The 15,102-nt window shown below is 71.8% G+C and carries 14 protein-coding genes; 3 read left to right on the top strand and 11 right to left on the bottom strand.

Annotation, left to right across the window (positions count from 1 at the left end; all coding sequences use genetic code 11):
* From ABD241_RS13645 to ABD241_RS13635, 3 genes are all read left to right on the top strand, one after another.
* Positions 1 to 1,082: serine hydrolase domain-containing protein (locus tag ABD241_RS13645; protein ID WP_344063444.1), on the top strand; the 1,082-nt coding region annotated here is incomplete at its 5' end.
* Positions 1,083 to 1,101: 19 nt separating this feature from the next.
* Entirely contained in the window at positions 1,102 to 1,995 is an 894-nt protein-coding gene (locus tag ABD241_RS13640) for an alpha/beta fold hydrolase (RefSeq protein ID WP_344063441.1), read from the top strand.
* 224 nt (positions 1,996 to 2,219) lie between these two features.
* On the top strand, positions 2,220 to 2,858 hold the full coding sequence (locus ABD241_RS13635; protein WP_344063438.1) for an NAD(P)-dependent oxidoreductase: 639 nt from the start codon (positions 2,220 to 2,222) through the stop codon (positions 2,856 to 2,858).
* A gap of 95 nt (positions 2,859 to 2,953) precedes the next feature.
* On the opposite strand, the gene ABD241_RS13630 is transcribed toward ABD241_RS13635, so the two are convergent.
* The 11 genes from ABD241_RS13630 to ssuE all read right to left on the bottom strand — a co-directional run bounded on the left by ABD241_RS13630 (position 2,954) and on the right by ssuE (position 15,097).
* The gene (locus ABD241_RS13630) at positions 2,954 to 4,147 is read right to left on the bottom strand and encodes a glutamate--cysteine ligase (RefSeq protein WP_344063435.1); all 1,194 of its coding nucleotides are present in this window, start codon (positions 4,145 to 4,147) and stop codon (positions 2,954 to 2,956) included.
* Between the two features lie 93 nt (positions 4,148 to 4,240).
* Positions 4,241 to 5,353, bottom strand: coding sequence for an LLM class flavin-dependent oxidoreductase (locus tag ABD241_RS13625; protein ID WP_344063432.1), 1,113 nt, complete (start codon positions 5,351 to 5,353; stop codon positions 4,241 to 4,243).
* On the bottom strand, positions 5,350 to 5,670 hold the full coding sequence (locus tag ABD241_RS13620; RefSeq protein WP_344063429.1) for a hypothetical protein: 321 nt from the start codon (positions 5,668 to 5,670) through the stop codon (positions 5,350 to 5,352). The genes ABD241_RS13625 and ABD241_RS13620 overlap by 4 nt, the downstream gene beginning before the upstream one ends.
* On the bottom strand, positions 5,667 to 7,091 hold the full coding sequence (locus ABD241_RS13615) for an NtaA/DmoA family FMN-dependent monooxygenase (protein ID WP_344063426.1): 1,425 nt from the start codon (positions 7,089 to 7,091) through the stop codon (positions 5,667 to 5,669). Before ABD241_RS13615 ends, ABD241_RS13620 begins: the two co-directional genes overlap by 4 nt.
* 13 nt (positions 7,092 to 7,104) lie before the next feature.
* On the bottom strand, positions 7,105 to 8,340 hold the full coding sequence (locus tag ABD241_RS13610; RefSeq protein WP_344063422.1) for an LLM class flavin-dependent oxidoreductase: 1,236 nt from the start codon (positions 8,338 to 8,340) through the stop codon (positions 7,105 to 7,107).
* A complete protein-coding gene (locus tag ABD241_RS13605) occupies positions 8,337 to 8,891 on the bottom strand; it encodes a cysteine dioxygenase (protein ID WP_344063419.1) in 555 nt (184 codons plus the stop codon). The genes ABD241_RS13610 and ABD241_RS13605 overlap by 4 nt, the downstream gene beginning before the upstream one ends.
* Positions 8,892 to 8,952: 61 nt before the next feature.
* Positions 8,953 to 10,104 (bottom strand): LLM class flavin-dependent oxidoreductase, encoded by a 1,152-nt coding sequence (locus ABD241_RS13600; RefSeq protein ID WP_344063416.1) that lies wholly within the window; start codon positions 10,102 to 10,104, stop codon positions 8,953 to 8,955.
* Positions 10,101 to 10,871, bottom strand: a complete 771-nt coding sequence (locus ABD241_RS13595) for a DUF1684 domain-containing protein (RefSeq protein ID WP_344063413.1) — start codon at positions 10,869 to 10,871, stop codon at positions 10,101 to 10,103. Before ABD241_RS13595 ends, ABD241_RS13600 begins: the two co-directional genes overlap by 4 nt.
* Entirely contained in the window at positions 10,868 to 11,995 is a 1,128-nt protein-coding gene (locus ABD241_RS13590) for an LLM class flavin-dependent oxidoreductase (protein WP_344063409.1), read from the bottom strand. Before ABD241_RS13590 ends, ABD241_RS13595 begins: the two co-directional genes overlap by 4 nt.
* On the bottom strand, positions 11,985 to 13,937 hold the full coding sequence (locus tag ABD241_RS13585) for an FAD/NAD(P)-binding protein (protein WP_344063406.1): 1,953 nt from the start codon (positions 13,935 to 13,937) through the stop codon (positions 11,985 to 11,987). Before ABD241_RS13585 ends, ABD241_RS13590 begins: the two co-directional genes overlap by 11 nt.
* Entirely contained in the window at positions 13,934 to 15,097 is a 1,164-nt protein-coding gene (gene ssuE / locus ABD241_RS13580) for an NADPH-dependent FMN reductase (protein WP_344063403.1), read from the bottom strand. Before ssuE ends, ABD241_RS13585 begins: the two co-directional genes overlap by 4 nt.
* Positions 15,098 to 15,102 lie beyond the last annotated feature (5 nt).

Here is a 15,102-nt window from a genome sequence, read left to right as displayed (position 1 = left end):
TCCCATTCGGAGGTTCTCGTTCGTTCAACCAGGCACGCCGCTACCAACGTGGTGGCCGGGTACACCTAGGCCAGCTCGTGGAGGACGTCTCGGGGCAGGCCCTGCGCGAGTACCTGCGGGACCGGGTCCTCGACCCGCTCGGGATGCAGCACACCGACCTGACCCGCTCGGATCGAGTGAGCCCCGGGCTGGCCACCGGCTACGTCCTGCGACGACGCGGACTTGTGCCGGCTCGGGTGAGGGAGGTGCCCACGCCCGGGGGCGGTGGCCTCTACTCCACCGCGGCCGACCTGGCGTGCTACCTGCGCTGCCTCCTGGAGGGTGGCTCCGGTCCGCGCGGGCGGATCCTGGACCCGGAGACCGTGGCCCAGCTGTTCACCCCGCACTACCAGCCGGACCCGCGCCTGCCGGGGATGGGGCTGGGGTTCGACCTCGCCGCGGAGGACGGGCGTCGCGTCGCCGCCAAGGACGGCGTGGTCTCCGGCTTCCTGTCCGCGATGGCGCTCGCCCCCAGCGCCGGGACAGGAGTCCTGGCCCTCGCCAACACCGGCGGGCTGAGCGGCCGGGGAGCGCCCGTCGAGGTCGTCGGCGCGGTGCTGCGCGAGCTCCTCGACCTGCCCGAGGACCCGATACGCCACGACATCACGCCGCGGCCAGACGTCTGGGCCGAACTCTGCGGCTGGTACGCCCCCACACCGGGCATGGTGACGAACCTCTTCACCAGAACCCTCATGGGCGCCGGCGCGGAGGTCGTCGTGGAGGATCGTCGTCTCGTCCTCAAACCCCTCACCCCGGTCCCCGCCCTGCGCCGAGGCATGGTGCTGCACCCGGACGACCCGAAGGACCCGTATGCGTTCCGGGTGGACTTCTCCTCGCTCGGCATGGGCACCCTGCCGGTGGTCTTCGCGACGACGGACGACGGGGGCAGAGTGGGCCGGCTCTGGCTTGACCTCATGGGCTTCGACAAGCGGCGTGACACACGCAACCCGCGCCGGCTGCTCGGTGCAGGGCTCGCTGCCGCCACCGTCGCGGGAGGGGTCGCGCGACTGACCCGCAGGTCGAGCGCCGACCAAACACACTGATCTCGAAGGGAACTCGGTCATGTCGCTACTCCTGCACCGCAAGACCTGGCCCCGTTACGTCCGGCTACGCGACGTCGACCTCTACGTCGACGTGGTGGGTCACGGTGACCCACTCGTCCTGATGCACGGCGGGCCCAGTGCTGACCTGTGGACCATGGGCGCGTTCCGCCGGCTCGCCGACGAGCACACCCTCATCTTGTACGACCACCGCTGCAACGGGCGCTCGATTGGCCCGCCCGTCTCGTCCATGACGTGGGAGAACCTGACCGCCGACGCCGATGCCCTGCGCGAGCATCTCGGCTTTGATGAGTGGACCGTCCTGGGCCACTCGTTCGGCGGACACGTCGCCCTGGAGTACGCCCTCAGATACCCGGACCGCGTCTCCGGACTGGTGCTCCTCGACACCGGCGCCGACGCCCACTGGGCCCGCGAGAACGCCCCGCGCCTGCTCGCACAGCGCGGCTACGGGGCGGCGAAGGCCGAGCTGGTCCGACGGTGGTTCACCGGCGAGTTCGAGCGGCCCGAGTACCTGCCCATCTTCCTGCGCATCAGCAGCGCCTACATGCCTCACCATGGCTGGCGGGGCCTGCTTCGAGAGCTGGCAACCGGCGGCTGGCGCTCCCGGATGCGGCCCGAGCCGCTGCAGTTCGCGGGACGCACTCTCCTGCCCGGCTGGTCGGTCACGGACCGACTCGGCGAGATCACGGCGCCGACCCTCGTCATTGCCGGACGTGAGGACTTCGTCTTCCCACCCGAGTGCCAGCAGGAGCTGGTCTCCGGGCTCCGCCATGCAGAGCTCCTGCTGGTCGACGAGGCGGGCCACAGCCCCCAGGACGAGTTCCCGAACCAGGTCATCCCGGCCGTGCGGCACTTCCTCACCGCCGCAGTGCAGGCCCGTCGGACGCAGACCTGACACGCCGCCCGGGTGCGTCGCCTCCTCACCCACCGCCTGCCAGCGGTCAGGCCGTGGGTGACAGCGCCAACGACGGCCTCCCCTTCAGCGTGACTGACGATGCCCGAGAGGATGAGGACGTGGATTCCTCAGCTGCTGTGGACCGAGCGCCAGCGCATGTCGACCACTTCCCGCGCTGGATGTAACTTGAAACCTCAACCAGTCTCGCGCGCGAGGAGATCCTGATGGCTACGATCGTCGTTTTCGGGGGTACGGGCTTCACCGGCAGCAACATCGCACGGGAGGCATCCGCGCGCGGCCACCACGTCGTGTCGGTGAGCCGGTCCGAGCCACAGGAACCCATCGAAGGCGTTCGGTACGAGACCGGCGCCGCCGAAGAGCTTGCCGCGCGGGTCATCCCGGGCGCCGACGCGGTGGTGGCGGCGCTGTCGCCGCGCGGGGACATGTCCGGCCGGCTCGTAGAGGTCTACCGCGGCCTGGCCCGCGAGTCGGCGGCGGCCGGGGCGCGGTACATCCAGGTGGGCGGCTTCAGCTCGCTGCGTCCCGCGCCGGGGGCACCGCGTTTCGTCGAGGGCGAGATCCCCGAGGAGTTCCGCGACGAGGCCATGGAGGGAGAGGCGACCCGGGTCCTGCTCGCCGAGGAGTCCCCCGAGGATCTGGACTGGGTCTTCGTCAGCCCCGCGGCCAGCTACGGCGCGTGGGCGCCCGGCGAGCGAAGCAGCCGCTTCAGGGTTGGCGACGATGTCGCGCTCTTCGACGAGGAAGGCGGCTCCACCATCTCGGGCGCCGACTTCGCCGCGGCGATCGTGGACGAGATCGAACGTCCCACGCGACACCGCGCGCACATGAGCGTCGCGTACTGAGCGGCCTCTCTCGCCCAGCACGACCAGTCAGCCGTTGCCCCCCGAGATTGGCGCGCGTCGGCGCGTGAACCCCTGATCACCCTTCCGGGGCGCCCTCACCTGTCCGAGACTGACCCACCTGGAGTCACCAGCATCGCCTTCACCGCTGCGCGGAGGTCCCCGGCGCCCTCTGTGGCGACCGCGTCGCGCATTCGCTGGTAGCCGGCGCCGTCGCGCAGGATGTCCTCGATGCCGGCGAGCTCGCGGGTGCAGCCGAGCCGGCTGGCGGTCGGCTGCAGCTGTTCGAGCAGCTCGTGGATGTCGTCGACGACGTGGACCTCGGTGTTGTCGGCGTCTCGGATGACGATCGCGTCGAGCCCGTAGCGGGCGGCTCGCCACTTGTTCTCCTGCACGTGCCACGGCGGCAACGGGCGGTCGAGCACACCCCCGTCGAGCTGGTCCTCCAGGTACGCGACGAGGCAGTGCACGAAAGCGGAGACGGCCGCCACGTCTGCCAGGCGCGAGAGGCCGTCGCAGGCGCGGACCTCGATGGTGCCCAGACGCAGGGACGGGCGGATGTCCCAGCGCAGCTCGCTGGCGTCGGTGATGACACCGGTGGTGTGCACGTCGTGGAGGTACCGGCGGTACTGCGCCCACGTCTCGAACTGGAACGGCAGCCCGGCCGTCGGCAGCTGCTGGAAGAGCATCGTGCGGTTGCTCGCGTAGCCGGTGTCGGCCCCGGACCCGTACGGCGAGGACGCCGACAGGGCCGTCAGGTGCGGGTGGTAGGTGAGCAGGGCGTTGATCAGCGGCCACACCTTGGCGGCCGAGGTGACGCCCACGTGGACGTGCACCCCGAAGATCACCATCTGGCGCCCCCACCACTGCGTGCGGTCGATGAGGGTGGCGTACCGCTGGCCCTCGGTGACCTGCTGGTCCTCCCAGCGGGCGAACGGGTGTGCTCCCCCGCCGTAGAGCAGGATCCCGAGCTCCGCTGCCGCCGCCTGCACCATGTGCAGCCCGCCGGTGAGGTCGGCCGACGCCTCCTGGGCGTTCTCGCAGACCCCGGTGACGATCTCCACCGTGTTGCGAAGCAGCTCCTTGGTGACGGTGGAGCGCGACTTCGTCGGTCGCGCGTGGGTGTCGTCGTCGGCCGCGTTGGCCTGGGCCAGCAGCTCGTCAGCGCGTGAGGTCAGGTCGAGGGTGACGGGATCCAGGAGCCCCAGCTCCCACTCCACGCCCAACGTGCGCCCCGCCGAGGGCGCGAAGGTGACCTCCGGCGACGGATGCGACAGGGTCAGATCAGTCATGTCCACCTCGAGGGGATCGTCGGCGCAACGACAGGTACGTGTGCACTCCCGGCGACACCGTCCCTTTCCCACGGCGACGACCGGAACGCGGCCTCAAGTATCCCCGAGCAGGCCGCGCCGGCGCAGCACGGGCATGAGCCCCTCGGCGACGTGGTAGGCCTCCTCGAGGTGCGGATAGCCGGAGAGGATGAACTCATCGAACCCCTCCCCGTGGTACTCCGCGATGCGGTCGGCGACCTCCTCGTGGCTGCCGACGAGCGCGGTACCGGCTCCCCCACGCACGAGCCCCACCCCGGCCCAGAGGTTCGGGGAGATCTCCAACCGGTCGGTGCGGCCCTCGTGCAGCGCGACCATGCGCTGCTGGCCCACCGAGCCGCTGGCCGAGAGCCGCGCCTGCGCCTTGGCGATGGCATCGGGGCTGAGGCGGGCAAGCAGCCGGTCGGCCACCGCCCACGCCTCCTGCGCGGTGTCCCGGGTAATGGCATGAAGCCGTATGCCGTAACGCAGGGTGCGTCCGACGGTGGCCGCGACGGCACCGACTTTCTCGATCTTCTCGCGGGCCAGGTGCGGCGGCTCACCCCATGTGAGGTAGACGTCGGCCACCCGTCCCGCGACCTCGATAGCGGGCGCGGAGGATCCGCCGAAGTAGATGTCAGGCAACGGGTCGGGCCTACCGGCGGTCGTGGCTCCAGCGACCCGGTAATGGTCGCCCTCGAAATCGAGTGGGGTCGCACCCCAGGCGCCGCGGAGCACCCGGATGAACTCATCGGTGCGGGCATACCTCTCGTCGTGGTCGAGCCAGTCGCCGAAGCGCTGCATCTCCAGGTCGTCGCCGCCGGTGACGATATTGAGCAGGAGCCTGCCGCCGCTCTGCCGCTGGAACGCCGCCGCCATCTGCGCGGCGAGGGTCGGCGAGATGAGACCGGGCCGGAAGGCCACGAGGAACCGTAGCCGGCGAGTCTGCCCAGCCAGGGCGGCGCTGGTCAGCCACGCGTCCTCGCACCAGGTCCCGGTCGGGGTCAGGACCCCGGTGAACCCGAGCTGGTCCGCGGCGCGGGCGATCTGGCCGAGATGGTCCAAGGTAGGCGCCCGGAAGTTGGCGGTGCCGGTGCCGCGGCTCGGTGCAGCGTGGAAGTGGTTCAACAGGTGGCGGCTGTCGCCGGCCGTGGGCAGGAACCAGTGCAGGGTGACGCCAGCGCTGCTCACGTCTGGACACCGATCGGCTGGGAGGGGCCCCTAAGAGACGCGCCCAGGTCGGCGGCATACGTCCTCACCCACCGCCTGATGTGGTGCTCCTGGTCGGCCATCCCGGCGTCGAGGAGCACCACGGCTGGCGCCGGCACGTCGGCGCCGAGCTCGATGACGAATGGCTCATCGGGCGGTATGCCGTCCGTGGGTGAGGCCCCGACGATGGGCAGCGTCTGCCCCATGGCATTCACGACGGCGTCCGCCAGAGCCCGGGTGTGCGACCGGGCCCGCGGGTTGTCGATGAGCTCCACCACGGGGGCGTCTCGTCTCGTCATGCTGTCTCCCTGACGGCGGGCCCGGCGGCCCCGGCCGTGACCGTCTCTCGAGAGGACGCCCACGCGGCCCAGTCGGTTGCCGGTCGGGCCGGGGGCAGGCCGAGGTGGTCGCGGAGGGTGGCCCCGGCTGTGTAGTCGTGCCGGAGCACGCCGCGCTCCTGGAGCAGCGGCACCACCTCGTCGACGAACCCGTCGAGGCCACCGGGGGTGATGTGGGGCACGAGGATGAAGCCGTCGCTGACGTCCGTGGCCACGGCGTCGACGATTGCGGCGGCGACCGACTCGGGCGAACCGACGAAGGTCTGACGACCCGTGAGCTCGATGACGGTCTCGCGGATGCTCAGGCCCCTGGCCTCGGCCACAGCGCGGTACCTGGCTGCCTCGGCGAACGGGTCACTGACCTGGCGCGCCCGCCCTCGCACGATCGACGTCTCCTCGGACACGAGAGGGTCGACCGTCGGCAGGGGGCCGTCCGGGTCGTAACCGGACAGGTCACGGTTCCACACCTGCTCGAGCAGCAGGATCGCCGTCTGCGGGCTGACCTGCTGACGACGCACCTCGGCGGCGCGCTGGGCGGCGTCGGCGTCGGTGTCTCCGAGCACGAAGGTCGCGGCCGGGAGGATGAGCAGGTCGCGTTCCTGTCGACCGTAGCGCGCGAGCCTGCCCTTGACGTCGCGGTAGAAGGCACGCCCGGCCTCGGCGGTGGAGTGACGGCTGAAGATGGCGTCCGCGCTGCGCGCGGCGAACTCCCGACCGTCGCTCGAGTCGCCGGCCTGGAAGATCACCGGGTGTCCCTGCGGGCTGCGGGGCACGGTGAAGCGTCCTGCCACGTCGAAGTGCTTGCCCCGGTGCTCGAACGAGCCCGCCGCGGGGTCGGTGAGGAACTGGTCGTCGTCGGCTCGGACCGCGTCCACCGGCCACGAGTCCCACAGCTCCCGGGCGGTGGCGATGAACTCCTCGGCCCGCTCATAGCGCTCGGCATGCGGCAGGAAGCCGCCACGGCGGAAGTTCTCCCCGGTGAAGGCGTCCGAGCTCGTGACCACGTTCCAGGCCGCCCGACCCGCCGAGAGGTGGTCCAGGGTGGCGAACTGTCGGGCGACCTCGTAGGGCTCGTTGAAGGTCGTGTTGATCGTCCCGGCGAGGCCCAGATGCTCGGTGACAGCCGCGAGGGCGGCCAGGATGGTGAAGGTGTCGGGTCGGCCGACGACGTCGAGGTCGTGGATGCGGCCGCGTTGCTCACGCAGGCGCAGTCCCTCGGCGAGGAAGAGGAAGTCGAGGCGGCCACGTTCGGCGGTCTGCGCGAAGTGCGTGAAGGACGCCAGGTCGATGTGGCTGCCGGAGGCGGGGTCGCTCCACACGGTCGTGTTGTTGACGCCCGGGAAGTGCGCGCCGAGGACGACCTGCTTGCGGGGGTCGGTCATGAGAGTTCCCTTCTCACGCGGGGGTGCTGGCGTATCGGTTGGCGGCGACGGGCAGGCCCAGCCGCTCCCGGAGGGTGCGCTGCCCGTAGGCCGTCCGGAACGCGCCGGCCCCCTGCAGCTCGGGGACCAGCCCGTCGACGACCGAGACAAGGTCGTCCGCGATGACGGCCGGCCGCAGCCGGAAACCGGCGTAGCCGAGCGACCGCCAGCGCAGGAGCAGCGACGCGAGCTCGCGGCTGGTTCCCGTGAAGATGTGGGCGTCCGAGAACAGGGGCGCCCCGGCTGCCTCGTCGAGGCGCCGTCGACGTCGTAGCGCCGCGTCGGTCGTCCGGTCGAGGATCACCACCACGTCGGCGAAGACCTTGAGCGGTCGGCCGGTCCGGCCGACGCGCCGCTCGGCCTGTCGGACCTCGGCGAGGATGCCCGTGGCCTGGTCGTCGTCGTGTGGAGTGACGAAGACGATGTCCGCCGACGTTGCGGCCAGCTCGTAGGGGATGGCGTGGTGGGCCAGGGCCGTGACCACGGGCTGCCCCTGTGGGGGACGTGGCGTGATCGAGGGGCCGCGCACGCTGAAGTGGGGCCCCGCGAAGTCGATGTAGTGGAGCTTCTCCCGGTCGATGAAGCGCCCGGTCGGGACGTCACGGATCTCAGCGTCGTCCTCCCAGCTGTCCCACAGTCGGCGGACGACCTCGATGTGGTCGGCCGCCTCCGCGAACCGCTCTCGCAGTGCCGCGAGGGCCACCGGGTCGGAGGCCAAGTCACGCCTGATGCCAGGGAGCGTCCGGCGACCGAAGTGACCGGCCTCGCCAGGCGTCCCGCCCACCTTGACCTGCCAGCCGGCCCGGCCGTGGCTCGCGTGGTCGAGGGTGGCGACCGACTTGGAGACGTGGAACGCCTCGGTGTGGGTGGTCGTGACCGTCGGCACGAGGCCGATCCGCTCCGTGGCCGGCGCGACGGACGCTGCGATGAGCAGGGCGTCGAGCCGTCCGCGGACCCGGTCGGTGCGCGAGTCACTGCTACGTGAGAACGGGTCCTCCGACTGCAGGGTCAGGCTGTCCTCGATGGTGACGAAGTCGATGAGGCCACGTTCGGCAGTGGCGATGATGTCGGTCCAGTGGCGGGCGGTGAAGATCTCGCCTGCGCGGGCGCCGGGCTCGCGCCAGGCGGCGGGGTGCCAGCCGGCTCCGTCCAGCGCGACTGCGAGGTGCAGCGGGCGATGGGTGCCACCGGCCGAGGCAGTGGCGTTCACCAGTCGACTCCCTTCTGCTGGACCTCCACCGGATGCAGGTTCCCGCTACTCACCGCGTACGTCGTCATGACCGTCAGGCGTGGGGCGTAGACGTGCAGGCTGATCGCAGGGTCCGGGCCGACGTTGCTGACGTGGTGCACGTAGGAGGGGCCGAAGGTCCGCTGCTGTCCGGTCCGCAGCCGGCGGGCCTCCTTCTCGACCTGCGGTGCTACGCCCAGGCGGCTGGGTGTGGCGACCCGTTCGGTCAGCTGTCCCTGCAGGACGATGAAAGAACCGGCGCTCTGGCCGTGGTCGTGCCAGTCCGTCCCTTGGCCGGGTAGCCAGGTGAGCAGCCACGCCTCGTGGTCGCTCTCGGCGGCGATGCGCGCGTAGTAGCGGCTGATCGGGTCGAAGTCCACCAGACCGGCCCACAGGGTGCGCTCACCGGCGAGGCCTCTGGCGGTGGCCGCGAGGTCGGCGGCGGTGCCCGGCTGACGCGGACCTTGCGCGTGGGCTGGCGAGCCGGTGAGCCCATCTGGGCGGATGGGGGAGGTTCGTGTTCTGAGAGGCATTGCTGGGCTCCTCGAGGTCGTGACGGTGTGCGGAACTGGGGTCAGGGCGACGACGTGCGGCTCACCCGACCTGCGCCGGAGACGGCGGAGTGGTCGCCGTGGCCCACGCGTCCGGGGCGCCAGCACGGGGAGGGTTGCTGCCCAGACCACCCGGCTCGCGGGCCGTCTGCTGTCCGGCTCCCTGCCGCGACGGGTGCTCGCGGCGGACGACGGGCGCGACGTCGCTGAAGAACCGTTCGACGCTGCGGCGGGCGACGGCCTCCGGCAGCCCGGGGACGTCGAGCGAGATGCCGGAGAGCTCGTGGCCGAACGCGTCGTGGTAGCGCCCGATCTTGTCGACGACCTCGTCCGGCGAGCCGATCAGCGCGGAGCTGTCCCGGGTGTACTCCTCGACGGTGGTGAACGGCAGCCTGTTGTGCACCGCACCGGGTGAGCGCCGGAAGGCCTCGAACGCGGGCTCGTAGAGCCGCAGTGCCTCCTGGGTCGTGTCGGCCACCAGCAGCCCCAGGAACCCAGCCCCGACGAGGGCGCCGGCCGGGTCGTGGCCGTGAGCCTCCCACCGCTCGCGGTAGTGCCGCACCAGGGCCGCGTACTTCTCCATCGGGTGGAAGCCGTTGGCGGAGAACAATGGGTCACCCCACCGCGCCGCCAGCTCGGTCGACTCGGTCGAGCTCGCCGAGCCGTGCCAGACCGGGATCGGCTGCTGCAGAGGACGCGGCTGCGTGGTGGCCTCGACAAGCGGCGGGCGGAAGCGCCCGGACCACGTCACGCGCTCCTCTCGCCAGAGCCGACGGAGCAGCTCGTACTTCTCGGCGTTGCGCTCCCACTGACCCTCGAGGTCGTAGCCGTAGAGCGCGTTCTGGTCCGGGTCGTTGCCCTTGCCGATGACGACGTCGAGGCGTCCGCCGCTGAGGTGGTCCAGCGTCGCGTAGTCCTCTGCGACGCGCACCGGGTCGAGCAGAGACAGCACGGTGACGGTCGTCATGAGCCGTATGCGTGTCGTGCGCGCGGCGACGTGGGCGAGCACCACCGGCGGCGAGGAGGACACGAACCGCTGGGCGTGCCGCTCCCCCACCCCGAACGCGTCGAAGCCGAGCTCCTCGGCCCACTCCGCCTGGAGGCCCACATGCTCGAACGCCTGCGTCTGGGTGCGGGCGACCCCCGTGACGGGGTCGGGGCTGGTGTCCAACAGCGTGTAGGTGCAGAACCTCATGCCGGCCGCTTCTCCCCTGCCGTCACGGCCACCGCGATCCGGTTGCCACTGACCGGCGCCGGGCAGGTGCCGTGGTCGCTGAAGGCGAACGGCAGGTTGACCGCGCGGTTGAAGTCCACGACGAGGTTGCCCCCTGGGTCGGGCGCCTCGGTCGCGACACTGCGCCACGGCGCAGACGTGACCTCGTTGGTGGCGTCGTGGAAGAGCAGAGCGAGCCCGTCGCCGGCGGGCACGGCACTGAGCCGGTGGCGTACGCCGGCGATGTCGACGTCGACCGTTCCGACGACGCGCGCCTGCTGCACGAGGTCCTCCCGTGCGGTGGCCACCTCCACCGTCACGGGCTCCTGCGCCGGGGTGAAGGTGGCCGGCCGCACCCACTCCGGGTCATGCTCCCAGGTGGGGACGCCCTTGAAAGCGAGTCGAGCGGGGGCCTGCGGGTCGCGCGTGCGCACCGCGAGACGCCCTCCCCGCCGGAGCAGCTCGACGACCCGGTCGTCGTGGCGCACCCAGTGGAGCGAACCGCTCTCGGCGACGTCGGCGGACGCCCTGCCGAGCACCGGGCCGACGTCGGTCACGAGCCGGTCCTGCTCCTCGGCCCGGACGTGCGCACCGTCCTCGCCGGCCCACCACAGCCCGGGCAGGCCGGGGAGGGCGGACGGCTCGTCGGGCAGCCACGCGAACCCGGTCAGCGAGAGCCACCCGTGCTCCTCACCCAGCGAAGCCTCCCGGGCGGCGCGCCACTGGTCCCACTCCTGACGGGCGGTCACGCGACGGCCTCCTCACGGGCCGCACGCGCCGTTTCGGCGTCGCGACGGGCAACCTCGGTGCGCACGAGGGGGATGACGTGGCGCCCGAAGTCGACGGCGTCGTCGTAGAGGTGGTAGCCACGCGCAGAGAAGATGCGCACGCCCAGGTCGTAGTAGTCCAGCAGCGCGGCGGCGACGGTTTCCGGAGTGCCGACGAGGGCGGTCGAGTTTCCGCCTCCACCGGTCGCGGCGGCGGTGGCGGTCCACAGCGCCCGGTCGTGGCGCTCGCCGGCGCCCGCGGCGGCGAGGAGGCGCTGGGAACCGGAGTTCTCGGGCTGAGCGCCGTTGCGTCGCAGGCGTCCTCGCGCGTCCCTCCCGTATGCGCTGCGGGCGTGGATGGCGCCGAGCGTGCGCTCGGCCTTGTCCCACGCGAGCTCGTCGGTCGCGGCAAGGATCGGGCGGAAGGCGACCTGGATCGTGGGCAGCGGTTTGCCCGCGGCGGCCGCAGCCTCGCGGATCGTCGCGATCTGCTCGGCGGTGCCGGCGAGCGGCTCTCCCCACAGGGCGAAGACGTCCGCTTCCGCGGCACCGACGGCGTATGCCGCGGGGCTCGACCCGCCGAACGAGATGCGTGGGCGCGGGGTCTGGAGCGGCTTGATGTCAGCGAGGAAGTTCTCGAACCGGTAGTGCTCGCCGGCGAAGTCGAACGGCTCGTCATTCGTCCAGGCCTGCTTGAGGATCTGGATGAACTCCCGGGTCCGGGCGTAGCGCGCGTCCTTGTCCAGGTGGTCGCCCTCCGCGGCCTGGTCGGCGGTGCTGCCACCGGTGATCACGTGCACCTCGAACCGGCCCCCGCTGATGTGGTCGAGGGTCGCGAACGTCTTGGCGGTCAGGGTGGGGTAGGCGGTGTTCGGCCGGTGGGCGACGACGAGGTTGAGGCTCTCGGTGTTCGCAGCGACGTGCGCGGCGACCTGGGCGGGGTCCGGTGAGCCCGAGTGGTAGGCGAAGAGGATGCGGTCCCAGCCGTTGTCCTCGTGGGCGCGGGCGAGCTTGACGGCATACGGCAGGTCGAGCGCGCCGCCGCTGCGGGCGGTGGTCTCGGTGCCGTCGTGGTTGGCGGCGATGCCCAGGAACTCAACTGGCATGGCGGTGGTCCTTGTCTCTTGTGGGGTGGTGGTGTCTCGTGACGCTCGCCGGGGGCGCGGTGTGCAGGGGCGGCGCAGCGACGACTGGACGGCTGATCGGGACCGTGAGCAGGTCGCGGGCGACCGCGTCGTTCTGGCGGAAGCCGGGGCCGTTGAAGCCTGGCCGGGAGAATCCGCCGGCGCCGGCGGAGCCGGAGACGGCTGGTCCGAGGAGGAAGCGCCGAGGGTGAATCGATCCGTCGGCACGGACGCCGCGGGCGCGCGGGTCCGCGACGAGCTGCCCCGCCCCCAGGCTGGTGCCGTCGGCGGCAGTCACAGGGCGCGATCGAAGCTCGCCGGAACGGAGCAGGTCGGCCACCAGCGGGTCGGTGACGAGCGAGCTGTCCGGGCGCGGCAGCCGTGCGTCGACGGCAGCCCGGGCCCGTACCACCCGCTCGCCCGACCGGGCCACGAACCTGCCGTCCTCCACGGACAGCTCGAGGTCGGGCCCGAGGAAGCGGACGACCCCGGCGCGGTGCAGCGCGAGCAGCTCCGCGAGCCGGCGCGGCGGGGGGCCGCTGGCGAGGAAGGAGAACAGGCCGTGGAAGTGACTCTCCACGTGGCGCACCCGGTCCTCGTCGAGCAGCCGGTCCGTGACGACGAGCTCGGCGAGGACGGCATACACGCCAAGCAGCGCGTCGAAGACGGCCCGGTCGCACGAGCGCAGCGGGTCGGCTCGACGCGTCAGGTCACCGGTGATGTGCTCGGCGACGAGCCGCTCCACCTCCGAGGCGGCCGTGTGCGGGTGGACGTAAGACCGCAGCGGGCGGTCGATGCGGTCGATGTCGAAGACGTCCTCAGGGTCGGTGAGGTGGGCGCGAGCCACGCCCGTGAGGCCGTCACCTGTCACGTCGGTGGCGGCCAGAGCCCGCTCGAGGGTCTCGAAGGTGCCCCGGGTCCGTTCGGGGTGCGCTTGGAAGAGCCGGCGGTAGTGGGCCACCGCGAGCTCCAGCACGACCAGCGGCCAGACCTGGGTGCGGTAGTCAAGGGCCGTCGCACCGTCCCCGATGCCGGCGAGGCGCTCACGCGTGAGGTGTCGCAGCGGGGCAGGCCCGTCGGCGGGTGACCGGATCTCGTAGCCGAGCTTGGCGTGGTAGGGCACACCGCGACGTGACCCGACGTGGAGCACCGGTTCGCGGCCGCTGGGGTGGTAGGTGAGCTGGTCCCCGTCTTCGCTGAAGCGGCCGCCTCGCCCCTCGGCGAGTAGGACGAACAGGTCCACGAACGCCAGACCCATGCCGCGCACGAGGACCGGTTCGTCGGGGCGCAGGTGCTCCAGGTCCAGGTCGGCCGTGTGCCCCGGGGGCACGTACGTGAGCTGGTGCTGCTCCGCCTGAGCCAGCAGCCGCTGCTCGTCAGAGCCCGGCGCCTGCTGGAGGTAGCCCTGGGCCAGGACCACGAGATCAGCCGCGAGCGTTGCCCCGGTGGCGAGCGTCACGGTCTGGGTCGGCCCGTCGTCCTCGAGCGCCACGGCCCGGTCGGCGTGCACATGCACGGTGACGCTGGCCGGCAGCGTCTGCACGGTGCGGCGCCAGGCCCACTCCAGGTACTCCGCCTGTACGACACGCGGTGCGAAGGACCGGGGTCCAAGCTGTGCCGCATCCTCACTGGCCTCGTCCCCGGCTGCCCACTGAGCGAGCGATGGACCGTCGACGACGGGTCCCTCGCACGTCACAGAGGTGTCGGTGAAGACGGTGACGTCCTGCGCCTCGGAGTTCATCCACAGCAGGGGCGACTGTGCGGCGCGCCAGATGCGCCCACCACCCGGCGGGTGCGGGTCGACGACGTGCACCTCGACTCGTTCCCCGGGCGGGACGAGCAAGGCGGCGTTGGCGCTGACGCGTTCCAGCAGGCCCAAGGCTCGTGGGCCGGCACCGACGACGACGATCCGCCGCAGGCTCACGCCGCGCCCCAGTCCCGGTAGCAGGGGACCTGCGCCGTGGGCTCGGCGGAGTCGAGGGGCGTCCCGGACACTGCATCGGCGGGGTGGCTTGGCGTCCGGCTTCCGGAGGGCAGGGCGACGCGCCGGGTGCCGGGGGGCAGCTCCTTGTCGAAGGCGTGCGGGCCGATCGACTCCGGGTCGGCGTGCAGGTCGAAGGCCGGCAGGTAGCCGGCGGCGAGGTAGAGCGCGCGGGCTTCGGGCTGGCGGGGCCCGGTGGTGAGGTGGATCCGCCTGTACCCCAGGGAGGCTGCGGCAAGCTCGAGCTCGTGCAAAACCCGCTTGGCCAGGCCCTGCCGGCGGAACTGGGCATGGGTCCAGACCCGCTTGACCTCGGCCGTCTCGTGGTCGTAGCGGCGGATCGCGCCACCGGCGATGGTCTGGCCCGCGCGGGAGATCACCAGGAACGCGCCGTCCGGTGCCTCGAAGTCGCTGATCGGGACCTCGGTCAGCTGCGTGTTCGGTGTCGACAGACCGTAGCGGGTCCCGTACTCGACGACGAGGTCCTCCAGCAGGGGCGCGGCGGCGTCGTCGCGGGGTGAGACGCGCAGGACCACGTCGTCGTCGGTCTCCGTGACGAGCTGGCTGCGCTGCCGTGCCAGGTGGGTCAGGAACGACTCGGTGACCAGGTGCAGGTTGCGGGCGGCAGACTCGGCGAGGAGGACGCCCGAGTCCTGCGGATAGACGGTGACCTCGGAGGCGAGCACGAACCAGCCCTGGGTGACGTGCTCCGCACCGAGGGACACCAGGACGGGTCGCAGGGCGTAGTCGAGGGCCAGCACGTGCGCCGGGCTTCCTCCCGTCGCCACGGGCAGGACGGTCTTACCCCGCAGCGCGTACTGCGGCAGCAGGTCGAGCAGGGCCTTGAGGACGCCGGTGTAGGCGGCCTTGTAGACGGGAGTCGTGACGACGACGCCGTCGGCGGCGGCGATGGCGGCGACGACGCCTGCGAGCTGTGGGTCCGAAGCGTCGGCTCGCAGGAGCGCGCCGGCGGGCAGGTCCCGCACGACGATGCGGGTGACGTCGTGGCCGCGGGCGCGCAGCCGCCGCTCCACGTGGCCCAGGACCGCCTCGGTGCGTGAGGGTGCGGACGGGCTACCGGACAGGGTGACGATCGATGCCATGGCTG

The organism is Terrabacter lapilli (genome assembly GCF_039531305.1).
GTDB classification, from domain to species: domain Bacteria; phylum Actinomycetota; class Actinomycetes; order Actinomycetales; family Dermatophilaceae; genus Terrabacter; species Terrabacter lapilli.
Note: the sequence above shows the minus strand (reverse complement) of the source record. Positions and strands in the feature narration are given on the sequence as shown.